Source organism: Kibdelosporangium persicum (assembly GCF_013280595.1).
Lineage (GTDB): Bacteria > Actinomycetota > Actinomycetes > Mycobacteriales > Pseudonocardiaceae > Kibdelosporangium > Kibdelosporangium persicum.
In genome coordinates this window covers 250,994-265,991 of the sequence record NZ_JAAATY010000010.1, presented here as the reverse complement: position 1 = coordinate 265,991, position 14,998 = coordinate 250,994, and the positions used below count along the sequence as shown (strand labels likewise).

The window sequence follows — 14,998 nt, the reverse complement described above, 5'->3', positions numbered from 1 at the left end:
AGCACGACATGACAGAGGCCCCGGCCACCCCGGTGACGTTGCCGACCGAGCGAAGTGGACTGTTCGATCCGCCCGCGCGGCTTGCTGAACTGCGGGAGCGGCATCCGGTCACCAGGTTGCAGTATCCCGGCGGGCACGTCGGCTGGTTGGTGACCAGCCACGCGGCGGCGAGGGCGGTGCTGACGCACCCCGCTTTCAGCGCGAGGCTGGAGCTCAAGCGCCTGCCGGTCGGGCAGCCGATCGACCCGGAGAAGGCGCAGCCGACGCCGCCGGGTTACTTCCTGGCGATGGATCCCCCCGACCACACCCGGTACCGCCGGCTGCTGGCCGGTCGCTTCACCGCGAGGCGGATGCGTGAGCTCGAGACCAAGATCGGGGACATCATCGCCGAGACGCTCGACGAGATGGCCAAGGTGGGTTCGCCGGTCGACCTGGTCCAGCACTTCGCGTTGCCGGTGCCGTCCCGGGTGATGTGCGAACTGCTCGGCGTTCCGTACGAGGACCGGGCACACTTCCAGCGCATCTCCGAGGCGCTGGTCGGCATCGAGGCGGACAAGGTCGAGCAGGCCTTCATCGAGATCAACACCTATATGTACCAACTGGTGCAGCGCAAACGCGCCGAGCCGGCGGACGACATGCTGTCCGAACTGGCGGCGCAGACGGACCTGAACGACATCGAGCTGACCAGCATCGGGTTCCTTCTGCTCGTCGCCGGGCACGAGACCAGCGCGAACATGCTCGGCACCGGGACGTTCGCGTTGCTGTGCGCACCGGACCAGCTGGCCAAGGTCAGGGCGGATCCCACGGTGATGCCCAAGGCCGTCGACGAACTCCTGCGCTACCTCAGCATCGGGCAGTTCACGACCCGCACCGCCGTCGAGGACGCGGAGATCGAGGGGCAGTCCATCAAGGCGGGCGAGGTCGTCACCGTCTCCGTCCCGGCCGCGAATCGTGACCCGAAGCAGTTCGCCGATCCCGACAAGCTGGACGTCACCCGGTCGTCCGCCGGGCACCTCAGCTTCGGGCACGGGGTGCACCAGTGCATCGGTCAGGGGCTGGCCCTGATCGAGATGCGGCTCGGGTTCACGGCACTGTTCGAACGGTTCCCCACGTTGAGCCTCGCGGTACCGGCCGAGGAGGTGCCCATGCGGGCCGACGGGCAGATCTACGGTGTGCGACGACTGCCGGTCAGTTGGTGAGGATTTCCTGATGGCATCGACACATGGCGTCGTTCTCGGTGGTGGCCTTGCCGGAATGCTCACGGCATCGGTTCTGGCACGCCACGTGGACGCGGTCACCGTCGTGGACCGGGACCATCTGCCCGACGGTCCACGGCCACGAACCGGTGTGCCGCAGGCACGGCACGCGCACCTGCTCCAGTCCGGCGGCGCCCGGATGATCGATCGCATCCTGCCGGGAACCATTGACCGCCTGATCGGCTCGGGCGCGCGGCGCATCGGCCTGCCCAGCGATGTGGTCGCGTTCTCCGCCCACGGGTGGATGCGCCGGTTCCCGGAGGTGCAGTTCATGATCTGCTGCAGCCGGGATTTGCTCGACTGGGTCGTGCGGGATCAGGCACTGGCCAACGACCGGATCTCCGTTCGCGAGAACACTGAAGTCGTGGGGTTGCACGGTGACGCGGCCAAGGTGACGGCCGCGATCGTCGAGGACCGGACGACTCGCCGGACGACCCGTCTCGACGCCGACATCGTCGTGGACACCACCGGACGGGGCTCCAAGGCGGGGAAGTGGCTGCGCGCTCTGGGTCTTCCCGACATTCGCGAGGAGACCGTGGACCCTGGGGTCACCTATGCGACGAGGGTGTTCCAAGCCCCGGCGGGCACGGTGGACCGGTTCCCGTTGGTCAACATCCAGGCCAGCCCGACGGACCCGCACCCTGCGCAGACCGCGTCGCTGCTGCCGATCGAGCAGGGCAGGTGGCTCGTCACGATCTCCGGCATGCGTGGGGCAGGGCCAACGGCCGACGAGGAGGGGTTCGTGGAGTTCGCGCGGTCGGTACGCCATCCCCTCGTCGGTGACCTCATCGCCCAGGCGCGGCCGTTGAGCCCGATCCACTTGTCGCACAGCACGAAGAACCGGCGTACGTACTTCGAACGCCTGTCCTCGTGGCCCGACGGCATCGTGGTGCTCGGTGACGCCGTCGCGACCTTCAACCCGGTGTACGGACACGGCATGTCGATCGCCGCCCACAGCGCCGCCGCGCTGCACAGACAGCTATGGCAGCGCGGCCTGGCGCCGGGGATGAGCAGGCAGGTGCAGCGGGCGATCGGGCGGGTGGTGAACACGGCCTGGACCATGGCGATCAACCAAGACATGCGCTACCCAGGGGTAGCAGGCAAACAGCAGTCCCTCGCCCGGCGGTTGCCGCAACGGTTCTTCGATCGCCTCAGCCGGACTGCCACCAGTGAGCCACAGGTCACGGCGGCGCTGCTGAACGCGTTCACCCTGTCCGAGCCGATGACCACACTGATGAACCCGGCGGTGATCCTTTCCACGCTCCGTGGCCCACGCCGGCCACCGCTGACCGAACCGACGTTGACCGCAGCCGAACTCGCCTCCTGCCATGACTGAACGCCAGGAAGTACCACCGCGTCGTTCGCGCGGCTGACGAGTTCGTGTCTCAGGCCGGGACCATCCCATCATCACCGTGGTGCCGCTCGGTGTGTGCGTCAGCCGGAACACTTCCGCCAGGCGCTCCATCATCGCCAGGCCGCGGCCGCGGAAACCGCGGTCGACCGGCGGCGGCCGCCACACGCCTTGGTCGGACACGATGACGCGGATCGACTCGGCCATGTCGGCCCAGGCGGCGAAGAGTGTCAACGTTCCCCGCGTGCCGGAGTAGGCGTGCTCCACGGCGTTGCTGATCGCTTCTTCGGTGGCCAGGACGATGTCCTGCTCCTGCGTGACCGGTAAGCCGATCCGGCGAGCCCAGTCGGTGATCGCGGACCGCGCCGCCTTGAGCTGGCCCGGCGTCGCGTCGAGCTCGGCGTACACGTGTGGCCGGGTGATGTCCGAACGGGACACGACCTCGGCGGCGAACCAGGGCAGTGTGCCGGCCCACACGTGCAGACGGGTGGACATGGGTGCGGCTCCGTGGTCGTCGGCCATCAGCATCTGGTCACCTCCGCTCCACAGGGGAGATACCCAGCGAAACTCGCCCTAACCTGTGGGCGCGGAGGCACGGTCTGACGAGGACAACCCGGTGACCGAGACGTCCGCCACATCGCTGACCGGGCCCGTGCCGGCACCGGTGACCGCGGAGCCGGTCAGGGCTGGTTTTTGCGCGTGGTCAGGCCGGGGCGCCGCTGCAACAGATCGAAGCGCGTCCACATCGCCTCGGCGGCCTCGATCGACTTGCTGGTGCGGTCCGGGTCGACAGCGGCCAGTTGGGCGACGATCGCCTGGACCAAGGCGACGCCCGCAGTCAGCGACGGGAAGAACGCGACGCCCTCAGCGGGGACCATCAGGACGTGCTCGGCCGCGCCCGCCAGGGCAGGGCTGGCGGCGTCGGTGATGGCGAACACACGGGCGCCACGGTCGTGGGCCTCGTTGGCGGCAAGCACGGTGCTCGCGTAGAGACGCCAGAAACTGATGGCGATGAGCACGTCGTCCGCCGTCATCTTCGCGGTCTGGTTGGCCAGTTCGGCGTCGCCGCCGGTGACCGCGTGCACGTCATAGCCGGCGAGCCGGGCATTGTGGGCGAACGCGATGCCGACGGCCGCGTAGCTGCCGTCGGCGATCACGACGGTCCGGCGGGCGGTGGCGACGGCGGTGGCGACCAGGGTGATCCCGGCTTCGTCGAATCGGCTCTTGAGCAGGGCCAGACTGTCGAAGTCGCGGCGGACCGAATCCGCGGCGGCCGAGCCGGTGCTGGTGTGCTCCTCGGCCACCTGGGGAGCGCTCAGTGACGAGAGGTACCGCGCCCGCAACTCCTGTTGCAGCGCGGGCCAGCCTGCGAAGCCCAGCGCCTGGGCGGTCCTGGTCACCGTGGCGACGTTGACGCCGGCGAGCTGGGCGATTTCGCCGGTGGAGCCGAACGACGCCCGCCGCGGCTGCGAGATCAGCAGCTCGAGCACCGCCGACGACCGGGGCCGCAGCCCGCGTTCGGGCATCCGGCGACGCAACCAGCTCTCCAGGCCGTCGTCGGATTCCACTTCGGGCACGTCGGCCTCGTCCTCCACGGCGTCACCGTAACGCACGGTAAGAGTATGCAACGAACATTGCAGATCAGAGTAGATGCAGTATATGTTTCGCGCACTCGACAGGGGACGACGGAGGACGCGGCATGACGCTCCTGGCACGACTCGACCGGCTTCCGCTGAGCCGGCCGCACTACAAGCTGTTGCTGATCGGTGGGCTCGGCTACACCTTCGACGGCATGGACTCGGCCGTGGTGGCCTTCCTGCTGCCCAGCGTGCGGGAGGTCTGGGGGCTGAGCAACGGCCAGCTCGGCCTGATCGGCTCGGCGACCCCGTTCGGCTTCCTCTTCGGCGCGATCGCGGCCGGCCTGCTCGGCGACCGCATCGGCCGCAAGAAGGTCATGATGTACGCGCTCGCGTTCTACGCCGTGTTCTCGGTCGTCGCGGCGTTCGCGCCCAACTACGAGGTCTTCCTCGGCGCACGGGTCCTCGCGGGTGCCGGTGCGGGCGCCGAGAGCGCGATCATCGCCCCGTTCCTGTCGGAGTTCGTCCCGGCGAAACGGCGTGGCTGGTTCATCGGCGCGCTCGCCGGGTTCTTCTCGTTCGGCTTCGTCGCCGCCGCGCTGATCGGCCGGTTCGTCGTGTCCGCATCGCCGGAGGGCTGGCGGATCGCGCAGATGCTCACCGCGGTGCCGATCGTGATGCTGCTGTGGTGGCGGCGATCCCTGCCGGAGTCACCGCGTTTCCTGCTGGCACAGGGCCGGTACGAGGAAGCCGAGCAGGTGGTCGGCAAGATCGAACGTGACGTCGAGAAGGCGACCGGCCGGTCGTTGCCCCCGGTGGCCGCGCAGGCCGCGATCCAGCCGGTCACCGAGACACCGAAGGTCAACCTCGTCACCGCGCTGAGGTTCCTCTGGAGCCGCGCGATGGCCCGCCGGACCGCGGTGATCTGGACGGTCTGGTTCGTGATCACCTTCTCGTACTACGGCTTCTTCTCGTGGATCCCGACCCTGCTGGTCGAGCGGGGGATCACGGTCACCAAGAGCTTCGAGTTCTCGATCATCATCTACCTGGCCCAGATCCCCGGTTACTTCTCGGCGGCCTGGCTGTCCGAACGGCTGGACCGCAAGCACACCATCGCGCTCTACCTGGCCGGCTCGGCGGTCAGCGCGTTCTGGCTCAGCCAGATGGACGCGCCCTGGGCGATCACCGTGGCGGGCGCGGTGTTGTCGTTCTTCCTCAACGGGACCTATGCGGGTGTCTACTCGTACACGCCAGAGGTGTTCCCGACGTGGATCCGTGCCACCGGAACCGGGTTGTCGAGCGCGTTCGGCCGGGTCGGCAGCATCCTGGCGCCGACGATCATCGGCCTGTCGGCCGCAAGCCTGGGCTTCGGCGGCGTCTTCGGCCTCACCACGGCCGTGCTGGGCGCGGGCGTGCTCTGCGTGATCGTGTTCGGCCTGTCCACGGCCGGACGCTCGCTGGAAGAACTGACCGAACGCGGTGCCCAGGCATCGACCGCGGAGGAGATGTCGAAGTGACTTCACTGTCCACAGTAGAACAAAAGGTCCGGGAAGCCGTCGGCGTGAAGCTGTTCACGGTGCTGGCATGGATTCCGGAACGCCAGGCGCTGCGGCGCGTGCACAGCAGCCATCCCAGCCGGTACCCGGTCGGTGGTGAGAAGACCGTCGAGGTCGACGGCGGCTGGCTGGAAGGGTGCATCAAGGCCCAGCGGCCCTATCTGGGCCCCGACCGCGAGGCGGTGCGCGCGATCTTCGCCGACCACGAGCTGATCGCCGAACTCGGCTGCGGCGCGGTCATCAACGTGCCCGTCGTCGACAATGGACAGACGCTGGGCGTGTTGAACATCCTCGACGCCGAGGGCAGTTACGACGAGACATCCGTCGCCAAGGTGACGTCCTTGGCCTCGCTGGCAGTGCCAGCGCTGCGTGCTGGAGGTGCACGGTGAAACAAGGGTCGCTGCTGCTGCGCAACGCCCTGCTGCTCGACCCGGCGTCGGGCGAGTACGCCGAAGGCGATCTGCTGTGCGCCGACGGCCGGATCGCGGAAACCGGCAAGGGCCTCACGGCACCGGACGTGCCCACTGTGGACGTCCGCGGGGCGGTGGTGATACCCGGTCTGATCGACGCCCATGTCCACGTCACCGCGTCGACCGCCGACCTGGGGTCACTCGCGGCCCAATCACCGTCCTATGTGGCCGCACACAGCTTCGGCATCATGAGCCGCATGCTCGACCGCGGCTTCACCACCGTCCGCGACGCCTCAGGTGCGGACTACGGCCTCGCGCAAGCCCAAGCCGAAGGCTTGGTCCGTGGCCCTCGTGTGCTGTTCTGTGGCCGTGCGCTCAGTCAGACCGGCGGTCACGGCGACAGCCGCGGCCGTGGGACGCATCGGCACGACGACCACCCCTGCTGCGCCGGCCTCGGCCGCATCGCCGACGGCGTGGACGCGGTCCGCGCCGCCGCCCGCGACGAACTCCGCAAAGGCGCCCACCACATCAAGGTGATGGCCTCCGGCGGCGTCGCCTCACCCACCGACCGGATCGACTCCACTCAGTACTCGGCGGACGAACTCCGCGCGATAGTCGAAGAAGCCACGGCAGCCAACAGGTATGTCGCCGCGCACGCCTACACGGCCCGCGCGGTCAACCGCGCACTGGAACTGGGAATCAGGTCGATCGAGCACGGCAACCTGATCGACGACCGCAGCGTGGAACTGTTCCTCGGGCACGATGCGTTCCTGGTCCCGACTCTCGTCACGTACTGGGCGCTGAAGGAGGAAGGAATCCAGTACGGGCTGCCCGAGTCCAGCTGGCGCAAGGTCGACGAAGTCCTCGGTGCCGGCCTGGCGGCCCTGGACCGAGCGGCCCAAGGCGGCGTCCGGATCGCCTTCGGCTCGGACCTTCTCGGCGGGATGCACCGTCACCAGAACCACGAGTTCCGGTTGCGTGCCGAGGTCCAGCGTCCGCTCGACATCATCAGGTCCGCCACGACGGTCGCCGCCGACCTGGTCCAGCTGTCCGGCGAGATCGGCACCCTTGCCCCCGGCGCGCACGCGGACCTGCTGGTCCTCGACGGCGACCCGCTCGCGGACATCGATGTCCTCGCCGACCCGGAACACATCCGCCACGTGGTCCAGTCCGGCACCGTGGTCACCGGGTAACCGCTTGTCGCAGGTGGAGTCGTAGCAGGCGCGTCACATTGACAGCCGAAGATTGCCTCACTCATCATTGAGTCAATGAAGGCTGAGTGGAAGTCGTCGTTGGCCGCGCGGGCCCGGGTGCATGCGGCGCTGGGGGAGCCCGCGCGGCTGGCGATCGTGGACCTGCTGCTGCTCGGCGACGCTTCGCCGAGCGAGATCGGGACCAGACTGGGCTTGGCGAGCAATCTGCTGGCACACCACATCAAGCTGCTGGAGCAGGCCGGGCTGGTCGAGCGGTCCCGGTCGGAGGGTGATCACCGGCGGACGTATCTCCGGCTCCGGCCCGAAGGTCTCGCCGTCATCGCGTCCGCGGAGCACCGGGAGACGGGCCGGGTGCTCTTCGTGTGCACCAGGAACTCCGCGCGGTCTCAGCTCGCCGCCGCGTTGTGGAAGCGGCGCAGCGAGGTTCCCGCGACATCGGCGGGTACCGACCCCGCGGCGGGAGTCCACCCCTTGGCGGCGAGTGTCGCGAAGCAACACGGCCTGTCGCTGGCACGTGCGCGTACCAGTCGAGTCGACGAAGTGTTGCAGCCGGACGATCTGGTGATCGCGGTGTGCGACAACGCACACGAAGAGCTCGGGCCTCAGGGGGAGGACCGGCTGCACTGGTCCGTGCCGGACCCGGTCCGAACCGGTACCAGTGACGCGTTCGAGCGGGCCTTGCGCGACCTCGAAAACCGCGTGGAGCGGCTCGCTCCAGTCGTACGGCAACGTCCGGAAGGTGAAACATGATCGACGGCAAACCCGTGGTGTTGTTCCTGTGTGTGCACAACGCCGGACGCAGCCAGATGGCTCTCGGCTTCTTCCAGCACCTCGCCGGTGACCGCGCCGTCGCCTGGTCCGGCGGTTCAGAGCCGGCCGACGAGGTCAACCCCGCCGCGGTCGAGACGATGGCCGAGCGTGGGATCGACATCTCCCAGCAGTTCCCGAAGCGGTGGACCGACGACACGGTCCGGGACGCCGACGTGGTCGTCACCATGGGATGCGGCGACACCTGCCCGGTCTTCCCCGGCAAGCGCTACCTCGACTGGACCCTGGCCGATCCCAAGGGGTTGAGCGCGGCCGAGGTGCGCCCCATCCGGGACGAGATCGAGCGCCGCGTCCGTGGCTTGCTGCAGGAACTTGGCCTACCGGCTTGACCAAAGCGCCCAGGTGACCTCGTGAGTGTTTAGCCGTGTTCTAACCCTGACAAACACTCACGAGGTTTGGTCAGACGGTGTCGTTGCGGCGTTCGATGAAGACGGTGTCGCGCCAGACGCCGTGGTGCTGAGCGATGCGTTCGCGTACACCGAGGGTGCGGAAGCCCGCTTGGTGGTGCAGGGCGAGGGCGGCGCGGTTCTCCGGGAAGATCGAGGTCTGCAGGGTCCAGAGCCCGGCGTCGTCGGCGGCGCAGACCTGTCGCCGGATCAGTGCCTTGCCGATCCCACGGCCGCGGTGGTCCTCGCCGACGTAGACGAAGTTCTCGGCGATGCCGGCGTAACACTCGCGAGTGGACACCGGGCTGAGCGCCGCCCAGCCCACGACCTGTCCGTCGATCTCGGCGACCCAGCGGTGATCCGGAAGCCAGCCGGCGTCCAGGGTCTTGCGGCTGGGAACCCCGGTCTCGAACGTGGCGTGGCCGGTCGCGATGCCCTCGCCGTAGATCCGGCGGACGTCTGCCCAGTCGGCCGGGTCCATGGCCCGGACGGTGACGTCCTGGGGCACGTCGGCGGGACAGCAAGGCCGTGGCGCCAGCATGCCCATCACCGCGTCGGCGGCGTGCGGTAGCCCTGTGCAGCATGAGGGATTGACCGAAACCAGCGTCGCGGTGCCTTCTTTGCGGACCCGCACGAAGCCCACCTCGGCCAGTTTGCGGACGTGGTGCGAACACGTGGACTGGCTGATGCCCAGCAGGTGGGTGAGCTCGCCGACCGTGATGGCGCCGGTCGCGGTCGCCACCGTGTGCAGCAGTTTCACCCGGGTCGGCTCGGCCAGGCAGGAGAACCACCCGGCGTAGGTGGCGGCTTCCTGCTCGGCCAGCAAGGGACGGTCCAGCGTCGTCATGCCCTAATTATCGACACAAATCGATGGTTGCGTCAATCGATCCCGGTCGATACATTCTCCTCCGTTGGATAGATGAGCTTCGATTCAAGGAGGACCCGGTGAGCGTGTTGCCGGTGGTGGTGGTCGGTGCCGGACCGATCGGGCTGGCCGCGGCGGCCCACCTGATCGAGCGGGGCCTGGAACCGTTGGTGCTGGAAGCCGGGCCGGTGGCGGGTTCGGCTGTCGCGCAGTGGAACCATGTGCGGCTGTTCTCGCGGTGGTCGGAACTGGTCGACCCCGCGGCGGCCCGGCTGCTGGAGCCGGCCGGGTGGCGGCGGCCGGACGGCGAGACGTATCCGACCGGCCGGGAATGGGCCGAGCTCTACCTGCGGCCGCTGGCCAAGGCGCTGGGCGAGCGGGTGCGGTTCGGGACGCGGGTGACCGGCGTGACCAGGCGCGGGCGTGACCGTGTCGTCGACGCGGGCCGTGACACCGAGCCGTTCACCGTCCACGCAGGAGACGAGCGCATCGAAGCCCAAGCGGTCATCGACGCCTCGGGAACGTGGACGTCGCCGAACCCGCTCGGCGGCGACGGCCTGCCCGCCGTGGGGGAGCAGGCGACTACGGCGCTCTCGTACCGGGTGCCGGATCTGGCGGACCCCGACGTGCGAGCCCGGTACGCCGGGAAGCGCGTGGCGGTGGCGGGCAGCGGGCATTCGGCGTTGACCGCACTGGTCGCGCTGACAGAGCTGCCCGGTACCAAGGTCGTATGGCTGTTGCGGCGTGGCACGGTCGGCAACGTGTTCGGTGGCGGCGAGGCCGACCAACTGCCGGCTCGGGGCGCCTTGGGGCAGCGTGCGCAGCAGGCAGCCCGCGACGGCCAGGTCGAGACCGTGACCGGTTTCCGTACCGCGTCGGTGGAGCAGACGTCGTCCGGTGTCGTGCTGACCTCCCAAGACGGCCACAAGCTGGAACCGGTCGACGAAGTGGTGGTGCTGACCGGTTTCCGGCCGGACCTCTCGTGGCTGTCGGAGGTGCGCCTCGAACTGGACGCCACGTTGCAGGCCCCGCGCGAACTGGCTCCGCTGATCGACCCGAACGTGCACTCCTGCGGCACGGTCTACCCACACGGCGTCAAAGAACTGAGCCACCCCGAGCCGAACTTCTACCTGGTGGGCATGAAGGCGTACGGCCGCGCGCCGACGTTCCTCGCGATGACCGGGTACGAGCAGGTCCGTAGTGTCGTCGCGGCCATCGCCGGGGACCGTGAGTCCGCGGAACGGGTCGAACTGACCTTGCCGGAGACCGGAGTGTGCGGTGGTGCCGGGGTCTTCGACGAGCCCGCCGAGGCGTCGGGCGGCGGGTGCTGCGGTCCGGCTGAGGCGGTGACGCTCGAACTGAGCGCGCCCAGGTGACAAGCACTTCGGCTGAGCCCGGCGCACATCAGCGTGCCGGGCTCCGCCGAAGTGCTGATCGTCCTGTGCCTCACCGAGATCACCAGTTGGGGCTTGCGCTCTACTACGCCTTCCCGGTGTTGTCCACGGCGATCGCCGCAGACACCGGATGGTCGCTTTCCGGCGCTGGCAGGGGCGTTCTCGAACAGCGTTTCCTCGGTGGAGACGATCCGGGTCAGGGGGTGACGCGGAAGGTGGCGTCCTGCCGGTCGGTGAGGCTCGACGACGAGCTGATCGGATCGATGCGCAGCAGGTAGTCGGCGTGGCGCAGGTAGTGGGTGGGGAAGTTGTGGGAGCGGAACGACGTCCATGCCGAGTCGGCCAGGCCCGCGGTCCGGTGGAACGTCGCGTCGGCGCGGAACGCCGCAGTGTTGTCGTCCGGGTCCAGCCGGAGGGCGTAGCCGCTGTGCCGTAGGTAGTGGTTGGCCACGTTCACCGACTGGAACGACACTCCGGCCGGGTCGGCGAGCCCGGCGACCATCCGCCACATCTGGTCCTGGTACGGATCGAACGGGTAGGCGTCGAGCCGGGCGATGTAGCCGGCGTGCCGGACGAACCGGTCGGGCAGGTTGGACGACTTCAGGCGCACCCAGTTCGGCACGCCCCAGCGGTTGACGACGGCGTTGTACTCCGCGTCGGTGATTCCGAGCATCGAACCGTGCTTCGCGTTCAACGGTGGCGTGTAGTCCCGCTGGTTGAGTGGCGTCCATGAGTTGGCCGCGATGTTGGACGAGCTCCAGGCGTAGTAGTCGGCGTTGACCGGGCTGAACGAGTCGGCCCAGAGCCGCCAGCCGCCCTCGTTGGTTTTGAGCAGCAGAGGCGCCTCCATGGCGTTGCCCTGCTTGAGCCCGCTCGTGTACGTGGTGAAACTGTTCGGAGCACCGGTGGTGGACCTGGCGCCGTAGGTGAGGCCGTCGGCCAGGTTCTTGTAGTACAGGTACGTGGTCGTGCCGTCGACGACGATGTCACTGTCGAGGACACCGAAGCTGGGGCTGAAGAACACCTGCGGCGCGCTCACGCTCCGGAAGTCGCTGGTGTAGTTGGCCATGAACACGTCCCGGCCGTTGTTGGCCGAATACACGATGCCGTACTGCCCTCGGGCGGCGTCCCAGAAGGCCGTTGGTGCCCAGGTGTGGGTGTTCATCGTGTGCATGCGGACGCGCCGGTAACCGGTGAACGACGTGAGATCCGTTGAGTCCCAGACGTGCAGGTACTGGCTGTTCTTGGTGAAGTCCGTGCCTTTGAGGTCGGTGGCGAGCACGACGAACGTGTTGTCCCGCTTGCGGAACACGAACGGATCACGTAAACCCATCTCACCGGCGGTCGGGGTGACCACGGGGTTGTTCTGGTTCAACGGGGTCCAGTTGAGACCATCCCGGCTCACGGCCAGGTGCAGCCCGTAGTCGGCACCGGTGAAGCTCGGCGACTCGGTGAAGTAGGCCATGAGATACGCGGTGTTGGATGCTGCCGATGCCATCCGCGGCATGGCCACGACGCCCAATGTGGACACAAGCGCCGCGCGCGCGAACGATCGGCGAGTGAAAGCCATGGTGGTCAATCCCTCCAGCTAATCCCTCGTGAGTGTTTATCAGGGTTAGAACCCCGATAAACACTCACGAGGAGGGTAGGGTCCTTAGTGGACGTATGGCCAGCCGGCCGAGTCATAGGCGAGCAGGTTGATGCCGAGCAGGGCCGCGCCGTTGTTGGCGTAGTAGTGGTAGACGAGGATGTCGCTGTCGGAGTCGGCGATCACCGCTTGATGGCCTGGGCCGTGGACACTGCCGTGACCGGCGAGGATCTCGGTGCCGCCGCCCGACGTCATCGCCGTCCCGTTGCGGTCGTGGTACGGGCCGGTCACGCTGGTGGAGCGGCCAACCATGACACGGTAGGTGCTGGACGCGCCGCGGCAGCAGTAGTCGAAGGAGACGTACTGGTAGTAGTAGGAGCCGCGTTTGACGATGACGGGCGCCTCGATCGCGCCGCCGTTGCGCCCGGCGATGGAGCGGATCGTGCTGTCGGCCCGTTTGCCCGTGGACGAGTTGAGCGCGACCAGCTTGATGCCCGACCAGAACGAGCCGAAGCTCAGCCACCACCTGCCCTGGTCGTCCACGATGAGGTTCGGGTCGATCGCGTTGAAGTTGTCGGAGGTACGCGACTCGATCACCAGTCCGCGGTCGGTCCAGGTGCCGGAGTCGCCGCTGGGACTGGTCGCCAGGAAGATCGCCGACCGGTTGGACCCGAAGGTGGAAGCCGAGTAGTACAGCCAGTATTGGCCGTTGCGGTAGGAGATGTCCGGCGCCCACAGGTTGCGGCTGCCGCCGGTGTAGGTGGTCGTCCACGGTGCGCCGTTGGGGAAGACGACACCCGCGTTGCGGAAGGCGATGCGGTCGGTCGAGGTCTTGAGGGGGATGTTGTCTCCGGTGTGGGCCACCAGGTATCCACCGGTCGATCGTTTGACGACGGTCGGGTCGTGCACGTTGATGTCGCCGGTCACCAGGCCGGGGTTGGGATACGCGGCGTCGGCCTCCGCCGTGGGTTGACCCGTCACGCTGCTGGCGAGCACGGTCGCCAACAGGCATGTGACAACGAGCCGGTATGGGGTCATTCGTGCCTCCTCGGCTGCCTCCGAGAGTGATGTTAGCGTTAACATTCCGCGGAACAGTGATCGGACGGAGCTGTGGTGCGGTTGAGCAGGGTCGCGAACGTGCGGCGCAGTCCCGCACGTGCTGTTCTCGCTGGTGACGCGGTTACCGAAATGTTTCGAACGAGTGTGGCTCTCGCGACCGGGCTTGTCAATAGCCTGGTCGCCCCTCGTGGGTCGCTTTCGGCTTCTGGCGGGAAAGCATCGACCAGCAATGTCCTTTATGGACAGGAGTGATCGATCGCGTGGCGGGTGCGGTGTCAGGCAGGTGCCCGCGACTCGTCCACTTTGGTCACCCCAGGCATCCGTGTCGTGAGTGTTTATCCGGGTTAGAACGCCGATAAACACTCACGAGGGGGTCAGCCGTTGCCGGGCAGCGTTCTGCACGTTGGCGTCGTGGTACTTCGCGCCGAGATCGAGCGCCCGTTGCGCTGTCGAGACGTCCGCGCCGCGCGTGCTGAGCGCGGTGACCGCGGCGGCGGAAGGAGTCAGCGAAGGCACGGAAAGCGCGACGCTCATCAGGGCGAGGGCGGCCTTCCCCGTCCGGCGGATGCCGTGCGCGGCTATCCGATCTCCTTTGATCGAGCGGCGATCGGTCCGTGTGGACATGAAACGACCGGCGGCCCGGCGCCACCACAGTGGGCGCCGGGCTTGTTGTGCTCCGGGAAGAGCCGGTTGGTCAGCCGAAGTTCACGTCACTGCACCACATGTAGGCCTGGTCGAGGTGCGAGGCCTGCCAGATGGTGAAGACGACGTGGTGTCCCCGGTAGCCGGACGTCTGGACGTTGAACTTGATGTCCTTGGCCGGTGCGTAACGTCCTGTCTGCATGATGAAGTCGAGGTTGCCCCAACCGAGTCGCTGGGTGGTCGGGTCGAACCCGTTCTTGCTGACGTAGACCCGGAAGTAGTCGGCACCGTGGCTGGCCTGGTCGTACAGGTGCATCTGGAAGTTGCTGCCGACGTTGGTGGTCCGCCACTTCCCGGGGTTGTTGAGCGAGTTGTTGCGCGAGAGGTTGTTGCTGCACAGCGTGCCGTCAGGGGTCGATCCCTGGAAGTTTCCGCCGAGACCGTCCCGCAGCGCGCTCATCCAGTTCCACATGGTGTCGGGGTTGGCCTGGAAGGCCTGGTAACACATGGGATCTTGTTGTTGCATGGCAGGGTTGGTGTGGTTGTTGCCCCACGATTGCCAGCACTGGTAGGCGCGGGTGGCGGGGCCGACGATGGTTCCGTGGGCCGACGCCGTCGGCGTGAAGACGAACAGGCTCGCCAACGTGGCGATGACCAATGCCAGGATTCCGCGCCGTCTGGCAACCGATCCGGAGGTGGTGCGCAAACGCATGGGTGGGGCCTCCTTCTCCGGCTGGAGAGGTATGAGCAGGGAAAATCTGGGAGCGCTCCCAGATCGGTCACAAGGTTATACGCTACCGACCGAAACTTCAATGACACATTGCGTGATCCCGTCGAAACGTCGTCGGCGCGGCGCCGGTGACCCCTTGGTC

At 67.7% G+C, this 14,998-nt stretch carries 14 protein-coding genes and 1 pseudogene; 8 read left to right on the top strand and 7 right to left on the bottom strand.

The genetic code is table 11. The features are described 5' to 3' along the window. Window positions 1–8 precede the first annotated feature (8 nt). On the top strand, window positions 9–1,199 hold the full coding sequence (locus tag GC106_RS20270; RefSeq protein ID WP_173132890.1) for a cytochrome P450: 1,191 nt from the start codon (window positions 9–11) through the stop codon (window positions 1,197–1,199). A gap of 10 nt (window positions 1,200–1,209) precedes the next feature. After that, entirely contained in the window at window positions 1,210–2,592 is a 1,383-nt protein-coding gene (locus GC106_RS20265; RefSeq protein ID WP_173132887.1) for an NAD(P)/FAD-dependent oxidoreductase, read from the top strand. 72 nt (window positions 2,593–2,664) lie between these two features. On the opposite strand, the pseudogene GC106_RS49735 reads toward GC106_RS20265, so the two are convergent. Together GC106_RS49735 and GC106_RS20255 are read right to left on the bottom strand one after the other, a co-directional pair. Further along, window positions 2,665–3,102 (bottom strand): annotated as a pseudogene (locus tag GC106_RS49735) (ATP-binding protein); the annotation flags it as partial. Window positions 3,103–3,287: 185 nt separating this feature from the next. Then, on the bottom strand, window positions 3,288–4,133 hold the full coding sequence (locus GC106_RS20255) for a MurR/RpiR family transcriptional regulator (protein WP_173132963.1): 846 nt from the start codon (window positions 4,131–4,133) through the stop codon (window positions 3,288–3,290). Window positions 4,134–4,306: 173 nt separating this feature from the next. On the opposite strand from GC106_RS20255, the gene GC106_RS20250 reads away from it, so the two are divergent. The 5 genes from GC106_RS20250 to GC106_RS20230 all read left to right on the top strand — a co-directional run bounded on the left by GC106_RS20250 (window position 4,307) and on the right by GC106_RS20230 (window position 8,521). Further along, window positions 4,307–5,701, top strand: coding sequence for an MFS transporter (locus GC106_RS20250; protein WP_173132884.1), 1,395 nt, complete (start codon window positions 4,307–4,309; stop codon window positions 5,699–5,701). Continuing rightward, window positions 5,698–6,129, top strand: coding sequence for a GAF domain-containing protein (locus GC106_RS20245; protein WP_173132881.1), 432 nt, complete (start codon window positions 5,698–5,700; stop codon window positions 6,127–6,129). Before GC106_RS20250 ends, GC106_RS20245 begins: the two co-directional genes overlap by 4 nt. Beyond that, window positions 6,126–7,343 (top strand): metal-dependent hydrolase family protein, encoded by a 1,218-nt coding sequence (locus tag GC106_RS20240; protein WP_173132878.1) that lies wholly within the window; start codon window positions 6,126–6,128, stop codon window positions 7,341–7,343. The genes GC106_RS20245 and GC106_RS20240 overlap by 4 nt, the downstream gene beginning before the upstream one ends. Window positions 7,344–7,418: 75 nt before the next feature. Continuing rightward, the gene (locus GC106_RS20235) at window positions 7,419–8,114 is read left to right on the top strand and encodes an arsenate reductase/protein-tyrosine-phosphatase family protein (protein WP_173132875.1); all 696 of its coding nucleotides are present in this window, start codon (window positions 7,419–7,421) and stop codon (window positions 8,112–8,114) included. After that, a complete protein-coding gene (locus tag GC106_RS20230) occupies window positions 8,111–8,521 on the top strand; it encodes an arsenate reductase ArsC (protein ID WP_173132873.1) in 411 nt (136 codons plus the stop codon). Before GC106_RS20235 ends, GC106_RS20230 begins: the two co-directional genes overlap by 4 nt. 70 nt (window positions 8,522–8,591) lie before the next feature. Here the strand turns inward: GC106_RS20230 and GC106_RS20225 are convergent, their stop codons facing one another. Next, a complete protein-coding gene (locus GC106_RS20225) occupies window positions 8,592–9,425 on the bottom strand; it encodes a helix-turn-helix domain-containing GNAT family N-acetyltransferase (RefSeq protein WP_173132871.1) in 834 nt (277 codons plus the stop codon). A gap of 98 nt (window positions 9,426–9,523) precedes the next feature. On the opposite strand from GC106_RS20225, the gene GC106_RS20220 reads away from it, so the two are divergent. Then, a complete protein-coding gene (locus GC106_RS20220; RefSeq protein ID WP_173132869.1) occupies window positions 9,524–10,819 on the top strand; it encodes an NAD(P)-binding domain-containing protein in 1,296 nt (431 codons plus the stop codon). 214 nt (window positions 10,820–11,033) lie between these two features. Here GC106_RS20220 and GC106_RS20215 read toward each other — a convergent pair whose 3' ends face one another. From GC106_RS20215 to GC106_RS20200, 4 genes are all read right to left on the bottom strand, one after another. Beyond that, window positions 11,034–12,407, bottom strand: a complete 1,374-nt coding sequence (locus GC106_RS20215; RefSeq protein ID WP_173132867.1) for a glycoside hydrolase family 43 protein — start codon at window positions 12,405–12,407, stop codon at window positions 11,034–11,036. Between the two features lie 84 nt (window positions 12,408–12,491). Next, complete coding sequence (locus GC106_RS20210; protein ID WP_173132865.1) at window positions 12,492–13,463, bottom strand: arabinan endo-1,5-alpha-L-arabinosidase; 972 nt, start codon at window positions 13,461–13,463, stop codon at window positions 12,492–12,494. Between the two features lie 384 nt (window positions 13,464–13,847). Next, complete coding sequence (locus GC106_RS20205; protein ID WP_173132863.1) at window positions 13,848–14,108, bottom strand: hypothetical protein; 261 nt, start codon at window positions 14,106–14,108, stop codon at window positions 13,848–13,850. 70 nt (window positions 14,109–14,178) lie between these two features. After that, window positions 14,179–14,838 (bottom strand): lytic polysaccharide monooxygenase auxiliary activity family 9 protein, encoded by a 660-nt coding sequence (locus GC106_RS20200; RefSeq protein WP_173132861.1) that lies wholly within the window; start codon window positions 14,836–14,838, stop codon window positions 14,179–14,181. Window positions 14,839–14,998 lie beyond the last annotated feature (160 nt).

What these genes read in the sequence shown, in the direction of transcription:
- GC106_RS20270 (WP_173132890.1), top strand. Translation starts at nt 9, where the DNA reads ATGACAGAGGCCCCGGCCACCCCGGTGACGTTGCCGACCGAGCGAAGT.
- GC106_RS20205 (WP_173132863.1), bottom strand. Translation starts at nt 14,108, where the DNA reads ATGTCCACACGGACCGATCGCCGCTCGATCAAAGGAGATCGGATAGCC.
- GC106_RS20215 (WP_173132867.1), bottom strand. Translation starts at nt 12,407, where the DNA reads ATGGCTTTCACTCGCCGATCGTTCGCGCGCGCGGCGCTTGTGTCCACA.
- GC106_RS20265 (WP_173132887.1), top strand. Translation starts at nt 1,210, where the DNA reads ATGGCATCGACACATGGCGTCGTTCTCGGTGGTGGCCTTGCCGGAATG.
- GC106_RS20235 (WP_173132875.1), top strand. Translation starts at nt 7,419, where the DNA reads ATGAAGGCTGAGTGGAAGTCGTCGTTGGCCGCGCGGGCCCGGGTGCAT.
- GC106_RS20225 (WP_173132871.1), bottom strand. Translation starts at nt 9,425, where the DNA reads ATGACGACGCTGGACCGTCCCTTGCTGGCCGAGCAGGAAGCCGCCACC.
- GC106_RS20250 (WP_173132884.1), top strand. Translation starts at nt 4,307, where the DNA reads ATGACGCTCCTGGCACGACTCGACCGGCTTCCGCTGAGCCGGCCGCAC.
- GC106_RS20255 (WP_173132963.1), bottom strand. Translation starts at nt 4,133, where the DNA reads ATGCCCGAACGCGGGCTGCGGCCCCGGTCGTCGGCGGTGCTCGAGCTG.
- GC106_RS20210 (WP_173132865.1), bottom strand. Translation starts at nt 13,463, where the DNA reads ATGACCCCATACCGGCTCGTTGTCACATGCCTGTTGGCGACCGTGCTC.
- GC106_RS20200 (WP_173132861.1), bottom strand. Translation starts at nt 14,838, where the DNA reads ATGCGTTTGCGCACCACCTCCGGATCGGTTGCCAGACGGCGCGGAATC.
- GC106_RS20230 (WP_173132873.1), top strand. Translation starts at nt 8,111, where the DNA reads ATGATCGACGGCAAACCCGTGGTGTTGTTCCTGTGTGTGCACAACGCC.